Raw genomic sequence first — 18,890 nt, forward strand, 5'->3', positions numbered from 1 at the left:
AGCCTGGTGGTCCCGGTGCTCCCGGCGGCGGATCGCCGTACGACGGCGCTCCGCCGCCACCTCCTCCCGGTGGCACTCCGCCCCCGCCTGGCGGTGGCCCGTACGAGCCGGGACCCGGCGGTCCCGGTGAGGCTCCAACCGGCGGTGCGCCGTACGGCCCCGAGCCACTCGCCGGCATGCCCCCGCTCGCCAACCGCGGCAAGCGACTTGTCGCCCGCATCATCGACCTGCTGCTGATCTGGGTTCCGGTCGGTCTCGCCATGTATGCGATCGTCGGGGGTTACGACCCCGCCGACGCCGACGACAACGGCAAGGCCGCCATCGTCCAGGGCGTGGTGGTGCTCGCGTATCTGCTCTACGAAGGGCTGATGCTGGCCAGCTCAGGCCAGACGGTGGGCAAGAAGGTGATGAACATCCGCGTCGCCCTGCTGGAGAACGGAGCCGTCCCCGCCGGTTCGCCCGCCTGGATCCGCGCCTGCGTCTACATCCTGCCGGTGCTCGTGCCGTGCTGCGGCTGGCCCGTCTTCTGGCTGGTCAACGTGCTGTGGTGCACCTGGGACAAGCCGTACCAGCAGTGTCTCCACGACAAGGCGGCCAAGACCGTGGTGGTCGAGGCGGGTTAGCTCGGCGGCGCAGCCGATCGTTTCTTCAGCGGCGGAGCGAGTGCTCCCCGACGTGCGAACCGGCGGTCGCGTGGGTCCTCGGGTGCGGCGCCCGGGAGGCGAGCCGTCGTTCGGAGGCGGCCACTGGGGAAGCTGGCCTGGCGGAGTCGGCGGAGTTGGTGCACGTCCGTATCGGGCGCGTCCGATGCGCCGTGCCATGTGCCGGGGCCACGTCCGTACGCGCCTCATCCGTACGCGGCACGTCCGTACGCGGCAGTGGCACCGTCACGGCCACCAGAAGCCCCAACGCGAGCCCGGCGAAGGCGATGACCACCACCCCGATGCCCGAGTGGGTCTGGGAGAGCAGGAGCATGGCCACAGTCGAGAAGACGACGGTGGCCGAACCGTAGGCGAGCTGTGCGGCAGTCGGACGCGGCATGGCGGGTTCCGTCCTCGGGGCAAGTCGGGGGTGTCGAGTCACCACGTATAGGGGGTGTCGAGTCACCGTCCCGGTAGCGCGGCTCCCCGGGAGAGCGCAGCGTTGGCGCTGACACATGACTCTAAGTCCTGTGTGCCCGAGCAGAACGACTGGCAAGCGTGACCTAACCCACGGTGGATGCACAGGGGGCGCATCGAGTCATCACGGATTCCAACTGGTGAGATGAGCGCGCCTGTTCGGCTTTCGCCCCGCCGTCCGCTCTCCGGGTCACGCGAACCCGAAAACGTACGTCCCCTTACGTGTGCAAGTCAAGGTCTGTCTTTTCCTCGCCGACTCCGGTCCAATGCCCCCTGACCACGCCGTAATCGGGGAGGGACAACGTCAGGTGAACAACGTGATGAGTCGGCGGCGGACCAGGAGAGCCGCCGCCCTGGTGACCGCAGTCGCCGCCATCGGTGCGGCTGCGCTCACCGCCGGTGCCGCCGCCCAGGCCGATGACCGTCCGGGCGCCGATCGGGTCGAGCGCCGTGATCCGGCGCCCGCGAAGCACCACGTCGACCACGACCTGGAAGGCCCGTACAGCAAGCAGCAGGAGGAACAGCGCGAGGACGCGCTCCAGCAGGTGCTGACCGGGGAGGCGAAGGCTGAGCGCCGCGGCGCCTCGCAGGTCGTCAAGCTCGACAGGGGCAAGTACGTCGAACTGGGCCGGGAGAAGACCGACAAGATCTTCACCGTTCTCGTGGAGTTCGGCGACAAGGTCGACGACACCACGATGTTCGACCCGGACGGGCCGGAGGGCCCCAAGCCGCCGGTGAAGAAGTACGGCGGCGAGCCCGGGCCGAAGCACAATGCGATAGCCAAGCCGGACCGTGCGACCGACAACAGCACGGCCTGGCGCGAGGACTTCAACCGCAAGCACTTCGAGGACCTGTACTTCTCGAAGGCCAAGGACAAGGAGTCCCTGAAGAAGTACTACGAGCGGCAGTCCTCGGGCCGTTACTCGGTGGATGGCGAGGTCTCCGACTGGGTCAAGGTCGAGTGGAACGAGGCCCGCTACGGCTCGAACTACTGCGGCGACAAGAACTGCCCCAACGTCTGGGACGCGGTGCGCGACGGGGTCAACCAGTGGACCGCCGACCAGAAGGCCGCCGGCAAGACCCCGGAGCAGATCAAGGCCCAGCTGGCCAAGTACGACGCCTGGGACCGCTACGACTTCGACGCCGACGGCAACTTCAACGAGGCCGACGGCTACATCGACCACTTCCAGATCGTCCACGCGGGCGAGGACGAGTCGGCGGGCGGCGGCAAGGAGGGCGAGAACGCGCTCTGGGCCCACCGCTGGTACGCATACGGCACGGACGCGGGGAAGACCGGCCCGCCGGACAACAAGTCCGGCGGCACCCAGATCGGTGACACCGGCACCTGGGTCGGCGACTACACCATGCAGCCGGAGAACGGCGGCCTCGGGGTCTTCGCCCACGAGTACGGCCACGACCTGGGCCTGCCCGACCTCTACGACACCACCGGCAAGGGCGAGAACTCCACGGGCTTCTGGTCGCTGATGTCCTCGGGCTCCTGGCTGGGCACCGGCAAGGAGTCCATCGGCGACCTGCCGGGCGACATGACCGCCTGGGACAAGCTGCAGCTCGGCTGGCTCAACTACGGCAAGGCCAAGGCCGCGACCAGGTCCGTGCACAAGCTGGGCGTCGCCGAGTACAACACCAAGAACAAGCAGGCCCTCGTGGTCGAGCTGCCCGCCAAGCCCGTGACCACCACCATCGTGAAGCCCGCCGAGGGCACCAAGCAGTGGTGGAGCGGCATGGGCGACGACCTGAGGAACACCCTCAGCCGCCCCGTCGACCTCACCGGCAAGTCCAAGGCCTCGCTGGAGCTCAAGGGCTGGTGGGACATCGAGGAGGGGTACGACTACCTCTACGCCGAGGTGTCCACGGACGGGGGCGCCAACTGGACGCCGCTGGACGGCACCGCGGACGGCAAGCCCATCACCCGGGACGGCGGGGACAAGCCGGCGCTGACCGGTGTCTCGGGGGCGTACAAGAGCCTCGTCTACCCGCTGGACGCCTACGCGGGCAAGAAGATCGACCTCCGCTTCCGCTACCTGACGGACGGCGGTGTGGCGCAGAAGGGCTTCGCGGCCGATGCGATCAGCGTCCTCGCCGACGGCAAGGCGCTGTTCACGGACGGCGCCGAGGGCGATGACAACGGCTGGACGGCGACGGGCTTCTCGCGCATCGGCGAGTCCTTCACCAAGCCGTACTCGCAGTACTACATCGCGGAGAACCGGCAGTACGTGTCGTACGACAAGACCCTCAAGGTCGGCCCGTACAACTTCGGTTTCACCTCGACGCGGCCGCACTGGGTGGAGCACTTCCCGTACCAGAACGGCCTGCTGCTGTGGCTGTGGGACACCTCGCAGGCGGACAACAACGTGGGTGTCCACCCGGGGAGTGGCCTGGTCCTGCCGATCGACGCGCACGCCACGCCGGCGAAGTGGGCGAGCGGTGCGCTGATGCGCAACCGCATCCAGAGCTACGACTCGCCCTTCAGCCGCTACGCCACGGACGGCTTCACCCTCCACAACGACGGCAAGCCCACGAAGGTCATGTCGAAGAAGGGCGTGTCGGTCTTCGACGACCACAGGGGTACCTACTGGTACGAGTCGAACCCGACCGCAGGGGTGAAGGTTACTGACAGCAATACCCGGATCCGGATCGTCAAGGAGGCCCGGGATGGAGCGACGATGACCGTGAAGGTTGGACCTTCCGTGAAGTAACTCTCATCTTCGCAGGTCAGAGCGGTAACGGCCGCCGCCCTCTAGCGGGCGGCGGCCGTTAGCGCTTAGATGCTCTGGCAAGCTTTCTTATTGACATGACGTCTCACGGGGGAGATCCGAGGGCATGGCCGGTGGAGGATTCAGCAAGCTTCCCGGCGGCAGCGTGGTAGTCGCGCTGTCGCTGCCGCGCCCGCACCGGGCGCCGGGCGAGGGCCTCCGCGACGCCGTACGGGTCCGGGTGCTCGTGCACGCCGCCAACCGGGCACGGGCGCTGACGCGGCTGCGGAATCTGGGGCTCCGGTCGGTGTATCTGCGGGGCAACACGGATCCGCCGACGCCTGACGAGATCACCGCCGTGCTGCACCACCCCGACGGGCTGGTCTGGCGTGCGTCCCCGCACGACGACACGGAGGCCTGGCAGCCGATCCGTACGCTGCTGCGCCCGCCGGCCCAGAACCCCACCGGCCCGGCCCGGCCGGCGCACGACCTCGTCCAGGACCCGGACCGGGCGCCGCTCCCGGCGGAGTGGCCGGCTCAGCCGGTCCGGGCCGCCGACCCGGGCGCGTGGGACTGGGATACGGTCCTGGCCCAGTGGGCCCGCTCCGCGGCGCCCTAGGGGAGGTCAGACGACCGGTTTGCCGCTGAGCTTCGCGCCTGCCGCGCGCATGTCCTCCAGCGCCCGCTCGGTGGTGTGCGGCGCCACGCCAGCGGTCAGGTCGAGCAGGACGTGGGTGGTGAACCCCTCGCGCAGCGCATCGAGCGTGGTGGCCCGTATGCAGTGATCGGTCGCGATGCCGACCACGTCGACCTCGGTCACGCCGCGGGCCCGGAGCCAGCCGGCGAGCGGGGTGCCGTTCTCGTCGGTGCCCTCGAAACCGCTGTACGCCGCCGCGTACGCGCCCTTGGAGAAGACCGCGTCTATCGCCCCGGAAGCGATGACGGGCGCGAAATTCGGGTGGAAGCTGCTGCCTTCCGTGCCGGCGATGCAGTGCGGAGGCCAGGAGCGTTCGTAGTCCGGATTGTCCGAGAAGTGGCCCCCCGGCTCGATGTGAAAGTCACGGGTGGCGACGGTGTGACGGTAACCGGGTGTCGCCTCCGCGATCAGATCCGTGATGGCGGCGGCGACGTCCGCGCCCCCGGCGACAGCGAGGCTGCCGCCCTCGCAGAAGTCGTTCTGCACGTCGACGACTATGAGTGCCCGTTGCATGGCGTGCCCTTCGGCTGGTGAGGAGCGGCGGGATCGGGTGGGGTCGCGTGACGGAGGCCGCTGACGATCCGGACCGGTATGGCCGGAGACCGCCCCTGCCTCTGAGCGTAGAGACTCGGCAGCCCTTGCGGGAGAGGGCCTCTCCTGCTAAGTGCCGCCCGGCGGTGCCGACCACGGCACCGGAGCCGATCGGCTGCGAGCCTGCGAGCGCGGTCGCGGCTGCACCGCGCTCCCGCATCAGCTGTACCGTGCGGCCCTGGCCGGTGGCCCCGGTGGCTCGGCTGCGCTGGCCGCCGTGCTCCGGCGGTGCGGTCGGCGGTTGGCCGGGACGGCGCATGCTGGTGGGAACGGTGTCTGCGTGCCGCGTGTCGGCAGTGCGCCCGGTGGGCCCGTCCGGGTGCGCAGCCCGCGGCGGGACGCGGGCCGCGTTGCCGGGAGGCCCTGGCCGGGAGGCCTCATGCGTACTCCGTGGGGAGCACGGGCTCGCCCTTCGACAGCTGTATCGCGGAGATCGGCAGGCCCGCTCTGGCGGCGGTATGGCGGTCCCGGATCGTGTCGAGGGTCTCGCGCCCGAGGATCTCGCCGCCCCGGACGAGTTCGACCAGCAGTTGCCGGTCCGCCAGTTCCGGCGCAACCGGCCCTGTGCCGACGACCTCCGCCTCGGCCACGCCGTTCTCGTCCAGCCGCCGGGCCGCCCACTTGCGGCCGCCGATCGAGATCTTCCCGCCCAGCGACTTCTTCGCCACCGGCAAGAGCGGCGCCTCCGGACCGGCGGACTCGGAGCGGGCGACCAGTTTGTAGACCATCGAGCAGGTCGGGTGGCCGCTGCCGGTCACCAGCTGAGTTCCGACGCCGTAGGCGTCCACCGGAGCCGCGGCCAGCGAGGCGATCGCGTATTCGTCCAGATCGCTGGTCACCACGATCTTGGTGCCCTTCGCGCCCAGGTCGTCCAGCTGCTGCCGCACCCGGTGGGCGACGAGGAGCAGGTCCCCGGAGTCGATCCGTACGGCGCCCAGTTCCGGCCCGGCGAGGTCCACCGCCGCCCGTACGGCCTCGGCGACGTCGAACGTGTCCACCAGCAGCGTGGTGCCGCGGCCGAGGGACTCGATCTGTGCGGTGAACGCGTCCCGCTCGCTGTCGTGCAGCAGCGTGAAGGCGTGGGCGCTGGTGCCCACGGTCGGAATGCCGTAGCGAAAACCCGCCGCGAGGTCGGAGGTCGAGGAGAAGCCGCCGACGTACGCGGCGCGCGACGCGGCCACCGCCGCCAGCTCGTGCGTGCGCCGCGCGCCCATCTCGATCAGCGGCCGGCCCCCTGCCGCCACCGCCATCCGGGACGCCGCGGCGGCCACCGCCGAGTCGTGATTGAGGATCGAGAGGACGACCGTCTCCAGCAGCACGGCCTCGGCGAACGTGCCCTCCACGCGCAGGATCGGCGACCCGGGGAAGTAGACCTCGCCCTCCGGGTAGCCCCAGATGCCACCGCGGAAGCGGTAGTCGGCGAGCCACTGCAGCGTCGGCTCGTCGACCACCCCGCGGCGGCGCAGGAACTCCAGGACGGCCTTGTCGAAGCGGAAGTTCTGCACCGCGTCCAGGACCCGCCCGGTCCCGGCCACGACGCCGTACCGGCGCCCCTCGGGCAGGCGGCGGGTGAAGACCTCGAAGACGGAGCGTCGCTCGGCCGTGCCCGCCTGCAGCGCGGCTTGCAGCATCGTGAGCTCGTAGTGATCGGTGAAGAGCGCAGTCGAGGGCACGGTCACCGGCAGGCCGAGCAGGTCCGCAGTGTTCATGGCAACGATGCTACCCCCATTACCGTCACTTTGACGATTTCTCGGTGAGGTTTAACCGAGGCCGTTTGTGCAGCGGCACTTCCCGGGTGGCAGCATGGGACGCGTGAGTGTTGCACCCGTCGAGATCGAGCGGCCCGAGTCGAGCGAGGCATCCTCCCCGGTGCCCGAGCCCGATGTCCCGTGGGTGACTCTGGTGCACAACGATCCGGTCAACCTCATGAGCTATATGACCTACGTCTTCCAGACGTACTTCGGCTATCCCAAGGACAAGGCCCGCAAGTTGATGCTCGATGTGCACCACAAGGGCCGCGCCGTCGTCTCGCAGGGCACGCGCGAGGAGATGGAGCGCGACGTACAGGCGATGCACGGCTTCGGGCTGTGGGCGACCCTGCAGCAGGACCGCTGATGGCAGGACTGTTCGAAGCCATCCCCGGCGGTGGGGCGGCGGTAGCGCTCGACGAGGTCGAGATCGCGATCCTCCGTAGCCTCGCCGTGCAGCTGGTCGAGCTGGTCGGCCCGGGGGACCGGCCCGTCGAGGGCGAGGATCCGCTCGCCGAGCTCTTCTCCGAGGGGCCCAGCGAGCCGCCGTCCGACCCTGCGCTCGCCCGGCTCTTCCCGGATGCGTACGGCGGTCCGGACGCCAAGCCGGACGACGGGGAGGCGCAGGCGCTGTCGGCGGAGTTCCGCCGCTACACCGAGAACGACCTGCGCGCCCGCAAGCGCGACGACGCGCTCGCCGTCATCCGCTCGCTCGACGGCCTCACGGTGGCGGGCGATGGCGGTGCGGTGCTCAAGCTGGGGCCCGAGGAGTCCCGGCACTGGCTCGGCGCGCTCAACGACCTGCGGCTCGCCATCGGGACCCGGCTCGAGGTGACGGAGGAGGATGATGGCGGTGACGGGCTCTACCGGCTGCCGGACTCCGATCCGCGGAAGCCGATGGTGATGGCGTACCTCTGGCTCGGCGGGCTCCAGGAGTCGCTCGTCGAGACCCTCACGCCCTGATCGTCCCCATCGGGCCGGGCCACACCCGCTGTTCGCTCAACGGACACTCAAATCCGAATAACGATCGCGCAACCACTCTCGCAGCAGTTGAGGGTGGTTGTCGTCGTATGTCCGCTTCTCTCTGTGATCTCCCGCACATCCACCTCCACGGAACACGACCCGGCCCGTGATAGACATCCCCGACGCCTGCCGCGACACCAACCGTCGCGGCAGCGTGCTGAGTCGGCGGATCGCCGACGTGCAACTCCATCCATTTCCGGGGGGGTCGGGACCCGATTCGTACCAAGGCGGGTCGGGCGTGGAGAAAGGCGCAGCATTCATGACCTCAGTGCGGGTCGCGCGACAGGACGACAACGCTGCTGGCAACGGGGCCACGGGCAACACCCCTGAGGAGGGCTACCAGCGGGGACTCGGCAGTCGCCAGGTCCAAATGATCGCCATCGGCGGCGCCATCGGCGTCGGACTCTTCATGGGTGCCGGAGCGAACATCGCAAAGGCCGGTCCCAGCATCATCCTGATGTACGCCCTCGCGGGCGTGGTCATCTTCTTCATCATGCGAGCGCTCGGCGAGCTGCTCCTCTATCGGCCGGTCTCGGGTTCCTTCGCGGAGTACGCCCGGGAGTTCCTCGGCCCGTTCTTCGGTTACGCCACCGGCTGGACGTACTGGCTCATGTGGGTCGTGACCGGCATGGCCGAGCTCACCGCGGCCGCGATCTACATCCACTTCTGGTTCCCTGAGATCCCGCAGTGGGTCAGCGCGCTGGTCTTCCTGGTGGTGCTGTTCGGCGTCAACCTGATCTCGGTGAAGATCTTCGGCGAGGTCGAGTTCTGGTTCTCGATGATCAAGGTCACCGCGATCATCGGCATGATCGTGATCGGTCTCGGTGTGCTCACCCTCGGCTTCTCCGAGGCCGGTGAGACCGCGGCCGCCTCCAACATCTGGGCGCACCACGGGATCTTCCCGAACGGCATCGGCTCCAGCCTGATGACGCTGCAGGGCGTCATGTTCGCCTACCTCGCCGTCGAGCTCGTCGGCGTCACCGCAGGCGAGTCCGAGAACCCGGAGAAGACCCTGCCCAAGGCGATCAACACCCTGCCGTGGCGCATCATCATCTTCTACGTCGGTTCCCTCACCGTCCTGCTCGCCGTGATCAAGTGGACCGAGTTCTCCGCGGGGGAGAGCCCGTTCGTCCAGGCCTTCAAGTCCATGGGCATCCCGCTGGCAGCCGGCATCGTCAACTTCGTCGTGCTGACCGCGGCGCTGTCCTCCTGCAACTCCGGCATGTACTCCACCGGCCGGATGCTGCGTGATCTCGCCGCCAACAGCGAGGCCCCGAAGGTCTTCGGCAGGCTCAACTCCCGCAAGACCCCGGCCCTCGGCATCACCGTCTCCGTCGCCCTGATGGCCATCGGCGTGCTCCTGAACTACGTCGTTCCGGAGAAGGCCTTCGGCTACGTCACCTCGGTGGCCACCGCGGCGGGAGTCTGGACCTGGATGATGATCCTGATCAGCCACATCCTGTACCGGCGCGCGGTGCGGGCGGGGCGGCTTCCGGCCTCGTCCTTCCCGGCTCCGGGCGGCGCGGTCCTCAGCTGGGTGGCGCTGGCCTGCCTGGTCTTCGTCACCGGTCTGATCGCGTACGACAAGGATGCGCGGGTCTCGCTGTACGTCGGGGCGTTCTGGGCCGTGTGCCTGGCCGTCGGCTGGGCGATCCTGAAGAGCCGCAACCCGCAGATCGCGGATGCGGTCGAGGAGCGGACGCCGGAGTACGCCTCGAAGTGACCGAGCCGACGCGGCTGCGGCTGCGTCTGCCTCTGCACGAGGTGCGGCGGCTACACGTCAAGACCAGGCGGCCTCCCGGAGCATGCTCCGGGAGGCCGCCTGGTCTTTGTCCGTCCGCCGAGGACGGCCCTCGAACCGGGACTCCCCCACCGCCCGGGGGACCCCCAGCGTGCCGTCGCTCTTGCCCTCCCGTCTCCCACCGCCACCCTCAGACGAAGCGCTGCGCGCCCCTCCTATCCTGAGCGCATGCTGACCATCACCCAGGAGCTCCACGACCGGATCGTCGCGCACGCGCGCCAGGACCACCCCGACGAGGCGTGCGGGGTGATCGCCGGGCCCGCCGGCTCCGACAGTCCGGAGCGCTTCGTGCCGATGCTCAACGCGGCCCGGTCGCCGACGTTCTACGAGTTCGACTCGGCGGATCTGCTGAAGCTGTACCGCGAGATGGACGACCGGGACGAGGAGCCCGTGGTGATCTACCACTCGCACACGGCCACTGAGGCGTACCCCTCCCGTACCGACATCGGCTACGCCAACGAGCCCGGAGCGCACTACGTCCTGGTCTCGACGGCCGAGTGCGGGAATGACGAGGGACCGGTGGAGTTCCGTTCCTTCCGGATCGTCGACAGCGAGGTCACCGAGGAAGAGGTGAAGGTCGTCCCGTCCCCCTGAGGTCACGGCCACCACCGGGGCGCCGGGCTCGGCACGTGTCCAAGGCGACGTCCGCATCCTGGGACCGGATCTCGGAGCGCGGACGGGGAATCGATACGATGTGCCCATGGTTCTCCACGACGTGAGCGAGAAGACGCCGGGCATGCTGCTCGTGGCGCGGCTGCACGTCGACCTGTGCCGCCTCGCCAGCGCCATCTGTCCGCGCTGCCCCGCTGCCTGCCGTACGGCCTGATCCCGCCGCGGCGTACGCACCACTGCTCTTCTGCTTTCCCGACTCTCACGCCGCCGGCGCAGGACGTCGCCGCGCGCCCTCCGCCTCATCCCGACAGGAGCCCGCTCATGGCCATCGAGGTCCGCATCCCCACCATCCTCCGCAGTTACACCGACGGCCAGAAGGCGGTCGAGGGCAGCGGTGCCACGCTCGACGAGCTCTTCGCGGACCTCGAGTCGCGGCACGCCGGCATCCGCGAGCGCCTGGTCGACGGCGGCACGCTGCGCCGCTTCGTGAACGTCTACCTCAACGACGAGGACGTCCGCTTCCTCGAGGGGATCTCCACGAAGCTGTCCGACGGCGACAGCGTCACCATCCTTCCCGCCGTCGCGGGCGGCGCCGGCTGATGCGGTACGACTCCCCGCTGGCGGCGGTCGGCCACACTCCGCTGGTGCGCCTCCCGCGGCTGTCCCCGTCGGAGGACGTCCGGATCTGGGCGAAGCTGGAGGACCGCAATCCGACCGGCTCGGTCAAGGACCGGCCCGCCCTCCACATGATCGAGCAGGCGGAGAAGAACGGTCGCCTGACCCCGGGCTGCACGATCCTCGAGCCGACCTCGGGCAACACCGGCATCTCGCTGGCGATGGCGGCCAAGCTCAAGGGCTACCGCATCGTGTGCGTCATGCCCGAGAACACCTCGGAGGAACGGCGGCAGCTGCTCGCCATGTGGGGCGCGGAGATCATCTCCTCCCCGGCAGCCGGTGGATCCAACACGGCCGTACGGGTGGCCAAGGAGCTGGCGGCGGAGCACCCGGACTGGGTCATGCTCTACCAGTACGGCAATCCGGACAACGCGGGCGCGCACTACGCGACGACCGGCCCGGAGATCCTCGCGGACCTCCCCACGATCACCCACTTCGTGGCCGGGCTCGGCACCACCGGCACGCTGATGGGCGTGGGCCGCTTCCTGCGCGAGAAGGTACCCGGCATCAAGATCGTCGCAGCCGAGCCGCGGTACGACGATCTCGTCTACGGCCTGCGGAACCTGGACGAGGGCTTCGTCCCGGAGCTGTACGACGAGACGGTGCTCACGACCCGTTTCTCCGTGGGCTCGGAGGACGCGGTGCGGCGGACGCGCGAACTCCTTCAGCAGGAGGGGATTTTCGCGGGCGTCTCCACGGGGGCGGCGCTGCACGCTGCGCTGGGCATCGCGCGCAAGGCGGTCAAGGCGGGGGAGTCGGCGGACATCGTGTTCGTGGTGGCCGACGGCGGCTGGAAGTACCTGTCGACGGGGATCTACACGGCCGAATCGACGGAAGCGGCGGTGGAGGCCCTGCAGGGGCAGCTCTGGGCCTAGGACCTGCCGGGACGGGCCGGAGAGGTGGGCCGTGGGCCTTCCGGTGCCGCGGTCCGGGGCCGCGCGGTCAGCGGTCCGCGACGTCCTCGCGGAGGCCGTCGCAGAACTCCCACCACTCGAGCGGCAGCCAGTCTCCGTTGACGAAGCCGTCGACGATCGCCCCGCGACCACGGATGGTCACGGTCGTTCCCGGAGGGTAAGTCGTTCCAGACAGGCCGGGCACGGGGACGATCAAGGTGCCAAGGCGCTCTGCCACGCTTCTCGCCCTCCTCCCGGTACTGCACAGTGGGTGACCGTTTGAGCCCGAGATTACCGGCTTGTCGATTGATTCAGGCCGGTGAATCATGAGAAATAGGTCACGTGGCAGGAGCGGTGCCGTGCCGCCTCGTGCTTCCCAGCCTCATGAGGGCACGTTCGACCCGGTGCCGTTCGCTGCGAGGCAGCAGCGAGAGCAGCGTCGAGCGGAGGTGGAAAGCATGAAGGCCGTCGTCTACAAGGGACCGTTCAGTGTCGCGGTCGAAGAGGTCGAGAGGCCGCGGATCCAGCACCCGAACGATGTCGTCGTACGGGTGACGTCCACCGCGATCTGTGGCTCCGATCTGCACATGTACGAGGGCCGCACCGCGGCCGAGGCCGGCATCGTGTTCGGCCACGAGAACATGGGGATCATCGAGGACTGCGGCGAGGGCGTCACCTCGCTCAAGAAGGGCGACCGCGTCGTCATGCCCTTCAACGTCGCCTGCGGGTTCTGCAAGAACTGCCTCGACGGGTTCACCGGATTCTGTCTGACCGTCAACCCGGGCTTTGCGGGCGGCGCTTACGGCTACGTCGCCATGGGCCCCTGGCCGGGCGGCCAGGCCGAGTACCTGCGGGTGCCGTACGCCGACTTCAACTGCCTGAAGCTGCCGGAAGGCAAGGAGTACGAGAGCGACTTCATCCTGCTCGCGGACATCTTCCCGACCGGCTACCACGGCTGCGAACTGGCCCAGGTCCGGCCTGGCGAGAGCGTCGCGGTCTACGGCGGTGGCCCCGTCGGTCTGATGGCCGCCTACTCCGCGCTGCTGCGTGGCGCGAAGAAGGTGTTCAGCGTGGACCGGGTCCCCGCACGGCTGGAGAAGGCCCGCGAGATCGGCGCGATCCCGATCAACTTCACCGAAGGCAACCCGGTGGAGCAGATCAAGGAGCAGACCGACGGAGAGGGCACCGACAAGGGCGTGGACGCCGTCGGATACCAGGCCATGGCGCGTACCGAGGAACGGGAGGAGCCGGCGACCGTACTGAACTCGCTGGTCGAGACGGTGCGGGCCACCGGCATGCTCGGCGTGCCCGGGCTCTACGTCCCGGCCGACCCCGGTGGCCCGACCGAGGACGCCAAGCACGGCATGCTCCTCGTCGCGATCGGACGGCTCTTCGAGAAGGGCCTGAAGCTGGGCACGGGTCAGTGCAACGTGAAGCGCTACAACCGGTACCTCCGCGACATGATCATCGAGGGCCGGGCCAAGCCGAGCTTCGTCGTCTCCCACGAGCTGCCCCTGGAACAGGCGCCCGCGGCGTACGACAAGTTCGACAAACGGATCGAGGGCTACACCAAGGTCGTCCTGCACCCGTAGCAGCGATCATCCGGGCAGCGCCCCCGCGGATCCGCGGGGGCGCCGACGTACCCTCTGTCGTCCATCCGGCCCAGCCGGAATCTGCCTCGAAGAACTGGATGGCGGGTCGGCAGCGAGGACGCCCCGGATCGGGTGAGTTCGCCCACAACAGCGGCCCGTGGAGGGGCGACCAGCCCTTTCGCGCCTTACGCTCGACGGACCGCACGCCCCCCGGAACGTCACCTGACCGGAGGTTCCAGCTTCATGAAGCTCACCGTCGTCGGCTGCTCGGGGTCGTTCCCGTCCGCGGACTCGGCCTGCTCGAGCTACCTCGTCGAAGCCGACGGCTTCCGGCTGCTCCTCGACATGGGCAATGGCGCCCTCGGCGAGCTGCAGCGCCACTGTGGTCTCTACGACCTCGACGCCGTACTGCTCAGCCATCTCCACGCCGACCACTGCATCGACATGTGCGGTTATTTCGTCGCCCGCTACTACCGGCACGACGGTGGGCGGGCCGACGCACTCCCGGTGTACGGCCCGGTGGGCACCGAGCAGCGGCTGACCAAGGCGTACGACGACGTGCCGTCCGAGAAGTCGATGAGCGAGGTCTTCGACTTCCGCACCCTGGAACCGGGCAGCTTCGCCGTCGGGCCGTTCACGGTGACCACGGACCGGGTCTGCCATCCGGTCGAGGCGTACGGCTTCCGGCTCGAGCACGCCGGCCGCACGCTCACCTACTCCGGGGACACCGGGGTGTGCGCTGCGTTGCACGGCCTGGCCGACAGCGCGGACCTCTTCCTGTGCGAGGCGTCCTTCACGCATGGCAAGGAGGACGTACCGGAACTGCACCTCAACGGGCGGGAAGCGGGGGAGCACGCCCAGCAGGCGCGCGTCGGGCGGCTGGTGCTCACGCACATCCCGCCGTGGACCGATCCGCAGGTGAATCTGCGGGACGCCCGCGAGGCCTTCGACGGTCCGGTCGAACTGGCCCGCCCCGGCGTCGTGTACGAGGTCTGATCACCGGTCGCGCCACTTGTCCGGCAGGTCATGCCGGCCGGACAGGAACTCCTGGAACTTGATCTTCGCGCTGATCACCGGATGCCGCCAGCGTTCGTCCCGCCGGACCGCCCGCGCCAGCCGCTTCGGCTTGTTGCGGTAGCGCCAGCGCGCCCAGGGAGCCTCCGGGCGGCTGAGCCGGAAGGCGCCGATGAGCAGGAGCGGGAAGACGAAGAGCCCCACGAGGCCGGTCCACACCTTGCCCTTGAGGAGGGTGACGACCGCCAGGCCGAGCTGGAGGACCAGGTAGGCGGCGAGCAGGACGGCCTTCCCGGCGGTCGGGTCCGCCTGGTAGGCCGCCAGGTCGATGAGCGCGAACGGGCGGAATCCCAGCAGGACGAGACCACAGAGGGCGACGGCCACAAACACGGCGTCGACGGACGTCCGGCCCGCCTCGGTCCAGTACACGTCCCGCAGATGCAGGATGAGCGCGAATTCGTCGAGGACGAGCGCGGCGCCCACCCCGAAGACTCCGGCGAGCACGGACTTCTCGGTATCCGAGGGGGCGTTCACCAGGATCAGTGAAACGCCGCTGACCACCATGAAGACGACACCGAAGACGACGTGGTGGATATGCAGGCCGCCGTGCCTGATGTTGCCCGGCCACCAGCGCACCTGGGCCCGGATCATGCGCACACTCAGGCGGATGAAACCGAATCCCGCGATGAAGGAGCAGAGGAAGACGAAGAGCGGCAGCAGGCCCGTGTCGACGATCTCCCGTCGGAACCAGCCGCCCTGCGCCAACGTCCACACACCGAAACGCTAACCGACAGCCGAGGAGATCACCGGCGAGCGCGGCGGCCGGTCCGCCGAGGAGGCCCCGGCGCCTTGCGGGGTCGTGGGCGCGGCTGGACATGAGGAGGCCCCCGGTCGTCCACGACCGGGGGCCTCGCGCCGAGCGGGATCAGGCCTTGGTGACGTCCTCGACTTCCTCCTCGGGCTCGCGGCCCGGGGTGGCGAGATTGAACTTGAGGATCGCGAAGCGGAAGACCACGTAGTAGATCGCCGCGAAGACCAGGCCGATCGGGATGATCAGCAAGGGCTTGGTGGCCAGGTTCCAGTTGAGCAGATAGTCGATCGCACCGGCCGAGAAGGTGAAGCCGGCATGCACGCCCAGGGCCCAGGTGATGGCCATCGAGAGGGCGGTCAGTACGGCGTGGATCGCGTAGAGCAGCGGCGCGATGAACAGGAACGAGAACTCGATCGGCTCGGTGACACCGGTGACGAACGAGGTGAGCGCCACCGAGATCATCATGCCCATGACGGCCTTGCGGCGCTCGGGACGCGCGCAGTGGGCGATGGCGAGCGCGGCGGCGGGCAGGCCGAACATCATGATCGGGAAGAAGCCCGACATGAACTGCCCGGCGGCGGCGTCACCGGCGAAGTAGCGGTTCAGGTCGCCGTGGACGACCTTGTCGGCGGCATCGGTGAAGGAGCCGAGCTCGAACCACGCGACCGTGTTCACGAACTGGTGCATGCCGATCGGGATCAGCGCGCGGTTGATCAGGCCGAAGAGGCCGGCGCCGGCGGCACCGAGGCCCGTCATCCACTCGCCGACCGAGGTGATCACCTCACCGACCGGACCCCAGATCAGGCCGAAGACCACACCGACGAGGGTGCCGACGAACGCCATGATGATCGGGACGAGACGGCGGCCGTTGAAGAAGCCGAGCCAGTCGACCAGCTTCGTGCGGTGGTAGCGCTGCCAGAACACCGCGCTGAGCAGACCCATGATGATGCCGCCGAGCACGCCCGGGTTGTGGTAGACCGCGGCGACGTCCTCACCGGCCTTGACCTGCAGTTCGCTGACAGGGAAGGCGGTCAGCACGTTCTTGTAGACGAGGAAGCCGACCAAGGCGGCGAGGGCGGTGGAGCCGTCGGCCTTCTTGGCGAAGCCGATCGCCACGCCGATGCAGAACAGCAGCGGCAGATTGTCGAAGATGGCGCCGCCGGCCGTGGCGAAGACGGCCGCGACCTTGTCCCACCCCAGGCCCTTGTCGCCGAAGACATCCGGCTGGCCGAGGCGGAGGAGAATACCGGCGGCCGGGAGAACGGCGATCGGCAGCTGGAGGCTGCGACCGACCTTCTGCAAGCCCTGGAAAAGGCCGGAGCCCCGCTTCTTCGCGGGTGCCGCGGCCGCGGTCGACGTACTCATATGGGGTTCCTTAGGCGCTATATCCGACACGGCATGGTCTACACCACTGACTGGTGTAGACCTGTTCTAGCAGGTGAGGACCGGATAAGGAACCACTGCTATCGGCATCCTTTCGGTCACGGATAGGTCACTTGATGGTGTCCCTGTCGATCTGGTCCGGCTGGCGCCCCGGAGTTCGGAGGCCGAAGACGCTGATCACGAGGCGAATGACGCACCGGATGGACCGTCAGGACGTTTGTGGCGGATCGGAAAGCCCGCCGCAGCCGATCGCGCCGTCGAGCCGCCCGCCGTCTTCGCGAAGCCGATCGCCGACCCGATGGCGAACCGAGGCGGCCCGAGTCGCACGTCGACGTCGGAGATCATCGGCATCCTCCCCGGGGCGGCCCGTTTTGTAGGCGCGGCAATGTGGTGTAGACCAGTCCCAGCACGGCTTGGTACCGCAACCCCCGCGGGCGCGGGACCAGTGATGGTCATCCTTCGCCAGACGGCGAACACGCGCCCGCGAAAATGGGCCAATCGTGCGTTACCGTTTGGAAACTCGGCGGCGACGCCGAAGCCTCGAGACACGCAGGAGTGGGACATGGCCACCAAGGCTGAGAAGATCGTCGCCGGGCTCGGCGGAATCGACAACATCGTCGAGGTCGAAGGCTGCATCACCCGCCTTCGCACTGAAGTCAACGACGCCTCCCTCGTCAACGAGGCCGCGCTCAAGGCCGCCGGCGCCCACGGCGTCGTCAAGATGGGCACCGCCATCCAGGTCGTCATCGGCACGGACGCCGACCCCATCGCCGGCGAGATCGAAGACCTCATGTGAGCCACTGACCTTCCCCGGCAGGGAAGCGGTCGCTCCCGCGCACGCGGATCCGCCCCTCCGATCCCCGCGCCCCCGGGCCCCGTTCGCACCTGGAACGGGGCTCTCCGCGCAGCCGATAAGGTCATCCACATGTCTCGTATCGACGGTCGGGTCCCCGACCAGCTGCGCCCCGTCACCATCGAGCGCGGATGGAGCAAGCACGCCGAGGGCTCGGTCCTCATCTCCTTCGGCGACACCAAGGTCCTCTGCACCGCCAGCGTCACCGAAGGTGTACCCCGCTGGCGCAAAGGCGGCGGAGAGGGATGGGTCACCGCCGAGTACTCCATGCTGCCCCGCTCCACCAACACCCGCGGCGACCGCGAATCCGTACGAGGCAAGATCGGCGGCCGCACCCACGAGATCTCCCGGCTGATCGGGCGTTCCCTGCGCGCGGTCATCGACTACAAAGCCCTCGGCGAGAACACCATCGTCCTCGACTGCGACGTCCTCCAGGCCGACGGCGGCACCCGCACCGCCGCCATCACCGGCGCCTACGTCGCACTCGCCGACGCCATCGCCTGGGCCCAGTCCAAGAAGCTGATCAAGCACGGCCGTAAGCCGCTCATCGGCACCGTCTCGGCCGTCAGCGTCGGCATCGTCGGCGGCGTCCCGCTCCTCGACCTCTGTTACGAGGAGGACGTCCGCGCCGAGACCGACATGAACGTCGTCTGCACCGGCGACGGCCGCTTCGTCGAAGTCCAGGGCACCGCGGAAGGCGTCCCCTTCGCGCGCGAGGAACTCGGCCTCATGCTGGACCTCGCGGTGGCGGGCTGCGCCCAGCTCGACTCCGCCCAGCGCGAGGCACTTGCGAAGCCGCTCCAGCAGCCCGCGGGCCGGTAGCTGCAGGTCCGCGGCCCGCACCGACGGCTCCGCAACCCCGCGAGGGGTCCCGAGCGTTCTTACGGGTACGGGCGTACGGCACCATGTCCGTACGCCCGTCCGATCACCAAGGGGAGGACCCACTCCATGGCCCACCGACGCCTCCGCCGCACCACCGCCCTCGCAGCCACAGCCGCCCTCGCCCTCGCCGCCCCGGCCCTCGCCGCGTGCAGCGCCGTCGACAAGGCGCTGGACTGCGCACAGACCGCAACCACCGTGTCGAACAATGTCGAGGACCTCCAGCAGGCCGTCGGCGACGCCGGCGAAAACCCGGCCGAAGCGCAGCGGGCCCTCGACCAGATCGACAAGAACCTGGCCGACCTCGGCGACAAGACCGACAACGCCGACGTCGAGAAGGCCGTGAACGACCTCAACGCCGGCGTGAAGAACGTCCGCGAGGCGATAGAGCAGGGTGAAAACCCGGACATCACGCCCATCACGGACGCGACCTCCGAACTCACCAAGGTCTGCTCCCCGTGACGGCCGATCGCCGGGCGATCGGGA

21 protein-coding genes and 1 pseudogene are annotated in these 18,890 nt (G+C 69.0%); 15 read left to right on the forward strand and 7 right to left on the reverse strand.

Annotated features, from left to right (window positions below; all coding sequences use genetic code 11):
- The first annotated feature begins 176 nt into the window (after positions 1–176).
- Entirely contained in the window at positions 177–623 is a 447-nt protein-coding gene (locus ACTWQI_RS20290) for an RDD family protein (RefSeq protein ID WP_443272378.1), read from the forward strand.
- A 25-nt stretch (positions 624–648) separates the two neighbouring features.
- Here the strand turns inward: ACTWQI_RS20290 and ACTWQI_RS20295 are convergent, their stop codons facing one another.
- Positions 649–1,041 (reverse strand): hypothetical protein, encoded by a 393-nt coding sequence (locus ACTWQI_RS20295; protein WP_443272379.1) that lies wholly within the window; start codon positions 1,039–1,041, stop codon positions 649–651.
- A gap of 397 nt (positions 1,042–1,438) precedes the next feature.
- Here ACTWQI_RS20295 and ACTWQI_RS20300 point away from each other — a divergent pair, with 397 nt between their 5' ends.
- Together ACTWQI_RS20300 and ACTWQI_RS20305 are read left to right on the forward strand one after the other, a co-directional pair.
- Positions 1,439–3,835 carry an immune inhibitor A domain-containing protein gene (locus tag ACTWQI_RS20300; RefSeq protein WP_443272451.1) on the forward strand — a complete coding sequence of 799 codons (2,397 nt, stop codon included), beginning with the start codon at positions 1,439–1,441 and terminating at the stop codon, positions 3,833–3,835.
- A gap of 124 nt (positions 3,836–3,959) precedes the next feature.
- Positions 3,960–4,286 (forward strand): annotated as a pseudogene (locus ACTWQI_RS20305) (hypothetical protein); the annotation flags it as partial.
- 171 nt (positions 4,287–4,457) lie between these two features.
- Here ACTWQI_RS20305 and ACTWQI_RS20310 read toward each other — a convergent pair.
- Both ACTWQI_RS20310 and ACTWQI_RS20315 read right to left on the reverse strand, forming a co-directional pair.
- Entirely contained in the window at positions 4,458–5,042 is a 585-nt protein-coding gene (locus ACTWQI_RS20310) for an isochorismatase family protein (RefSeq protein ID WP_443272380.1), read from the reverse strand.
- A 455-nt stretch (positions 5,043–5,497) separates the two neighbouring features.
- Positions 5,498–6,829, reverse strand: a complete 1,332-nt coding sequence (locus ACTWQI_RS20315) for a nicotinate phosphoribosyltransferase (protein WP_443272382.1) — start codon at positions 6,827–6,829, stop codon at positions 5,498–5,500.
- Between the two features lie 94 nt (positions 6,830–6,923).
- Between ACTWQI_RS20315 and clpS the strand changes: the two genes are divergently transcribed.
- The 7 genes from clpS (at position 6,924) to ACTWQI_RS20350 (ending at position 11,854) form a co-directional block, all read left to right on the forward strand.
- On the forward strand, positions 6,924–7,235 hold the full coding sequence (clpS, locus tag ACTWQI_RS20320; RefSeq protein WP_443272384.1) for an ATP-dependent Clp protease adapter ClpS: 312 nt from the start codon (positions 6,924–6,926) through the stop codon (positions 7,233–7,235).
- Positions 7,235–7,831 carry a DUF2017 domain-containing protein gene (locus tag ACTWQI_RS20325; protein WP_443272386.1) on the forward strand — a complete coding sequence of 199 codons (597 nt, stop codon included), beginning with the start codon at positions 7,235–7,237 and terminating at the stop codon, positions 7,829–7,831. Before clpS ends, ACTWQI_RS20325 begins: the two co-directional genes overlap by 1 nt.
- A 319-nt stretch (positions 7,832–8,150) precedes the next feature.
- Positions 8,151–9,614 carry an amino acid permease gene (locus ACTWQI_RS20330; protein ID WP_443272387.1) on the forward strand — a complete coding sequence of 488 codons (1,464 nt, stop codon included), beginning with the start codon at positions 8,151–8,153 and terminating at the stop codon, positions 9,612–9,614.
- Positions 9,615–9,860: 246 nt separating this feature from the next.
- Positions 9,861–10,286: a Mov34/MPN/PAD-1 family protein gene (locus ACTWQI_RS20335; RefSeq protein ID WP_443272389.1), complete on the forward strand. Its 426-nt coding sequence runs from the start codon at positions 9,861–9,863 to the stop codon at positions 10,284–10,286.
- A gap of 106 nt (positions 10,287–10,392) precedes the next feature.
- Complete coding sequence (locus ACTWQI_RS20340; RefSeq protein WP_443272391.1) at positions 10,393–10,518, forward strand: putative leader peptide; 126 nt, start codon at positions 10,393–10,395, stop codon at positions 10,516–10,518.
- 107 nt (positions 10,519–10,625) lie between these two features.
- Positions 10,626–10,904, forward strand: coding sequence for a MoaD/ThiS family protein (locus ACTWQI_RS20345; protein ID WP_443272393.1), 279 nt, complete (start codon positions 10,626–10,628; stop codon positions 10,902–10,904).
- Positions 10,904–11,854 carry a PLP-dependent cysteine synthase family protein gene (locus ACTWQI_RS20350; protein WP_443272394.1) on the forward strand — a complete coding sequence of 317 codons (951 nt, stop codon included), beginning with the start codon at positions 10,904–10,906 and terminating at the stop codon, positions 11,852–11,854. The genes ACTWQI_RS20345 and ACTWQI_RS20350 overlap by 1 nt, the downstream gene beginning before the upstream one ends.
- Before the next feature lie 67 nt (positions 11,855–11,921).
- Here ACTWQI_RS20350 and ACTWQI_RS20355 read toward each other — a convergent pair whose 3' ends face one another.
- The gene (locus tag ACTWQI_RS20355; RefSeq protein WP_443272395.1) at positions 11,922–12,110 is read right to left on the reverse strand and encodes a hypothetical protein; all 189 of its coding nucleotides are present in this window, start codon (positions 12,108–12,110) and stop codon (positions 11,922–11,924) included.
- A gap of 220 nt (positions 12,111–12,330) precedes the next feature.
- Between ACTWQI_RS20355 and ACTWQI_RS20360 the strand changes: the two genes are divergently transcribed.
- A complete protein-coding gene (locus ACTWQI_RS20360; protein ID WP_443272396.1) occupies positions 12,331–13,464 on the forward strand; it encodes a glutathione-independent formaldehyde dehydrogenase in 1,134 nt (377 codons plus the stop codon).
- Positions 13,465–13,707: 243 nt separating this feature from the next.
- Positions 13,708–14,460, forward strand: a complete 753-nt coding sequence (locus ACTWQI_RS20365; RefSeq protein ID WP_443272397.1) for an MBL fold metallo-hydrolase — start codon at positions 13,708–13,710, stop codon at positions 14,458–14,460.
- Here ACTWQI_RS20365 and ACTWQI_RS20370 read toward each other — a convergent pair whose 3' ends face one another.
- From ACTWQI_RS20370 to ACTWQI_RS20380, 3 genes are all read right to left on the reverse strand, one after another.
- Positions 14,461–15,252 carry a hypothetical protein gene (locus ACTWQI_RS20370; RefSeq protein ID WP_443272398.1) on the reverse strand — a complete coding sequence of 264 codons (792 nt, stop codon included), beginning with the start codon at positions 15,250–15,252 and terminating at the stop codon, positions 14,461–14,463. It abuts the gene before it with no gap.
- Between the two features lie 151 nt (positions 15,253–15,403).
- The gene (locus ACTWQI_RS20375) at positions 15,404–16,654 is read right to left on the reverse strand and encodes a PTS transporter subunit EIIC (protein WP_443272399.1); all 1,251 of its coding nucleotides are present in this window, start codon (positions 16,652–16,654) and stop codon (positions 15,404–15,406) included.
- Positions 16,655–16,849: 195 nt separating this feature from the next.
- Positions 16,850–17,017 carry a hypothetical protein gene (locus ACTWQI_RS20380; RefSeq protein WP_443272400.1) on the reverse strand — a complete coding sequence of 56 codons (168 nt, stop codon included), beginning with the start codon at positions 17,015–17,017 and terminating at the stop codon, positions 16,850–16,852.
- Positions 17,018–17,120: 103 nt separating this feature from the next.
- On the opposite strand from ACTWQI_RS20380, the gene ACTWQI_RS20385 reads away from it, so the two are divergent.
- The 3 genes from ACTWQI_RS20385 (at position 17,121) to ACTWQI_RS20395 (ending at position 18,866) form a co-directional block, all read left to right on the forward strand.
- Entirely contained in the window at positions 17,121–17,468 is a 348-nt protein-coding gene (locus tag ACTWQI_RS20385; RefSeq protein ID WP_443272402.1) for a glucose PTS transporter subunit EIIB, read from the forward strand.
- Positions 17,469–17,597: 129 nt separating this feature from the next.
- Entirely contained in the window at positions 17,598–18,347 is a 750-nt protein-coding gene (rph, locus tag ACTWQI_RS20390) for a ribonuclease PH (protein ID WP_443272404.1), read from the forward strand.
- A gap of 126 nt (positions 18,348–18,473) precedes the next feature.
- On the forward strand, positions 18,474–18,866 hold the full coding sequence (locus ACTWQI_RS20395; RefSeq protein ID WP_443272405.1) for a hypothetical protein: 393 nt from the start codon (positions 18,474–18,476) through the stop codon (positions 18,864–18,866).
- Positions 18,867–18,890 lie beyond the last annotated feature (24 nt).

The organism is Streptomyces sp. KR80, assembly GCF_052245555.1.
Lineage (GTDB): Bacteria > Actinomycetota > Actinomycetes > Streptomycetales > Streptomycetaceae > Streptomyces.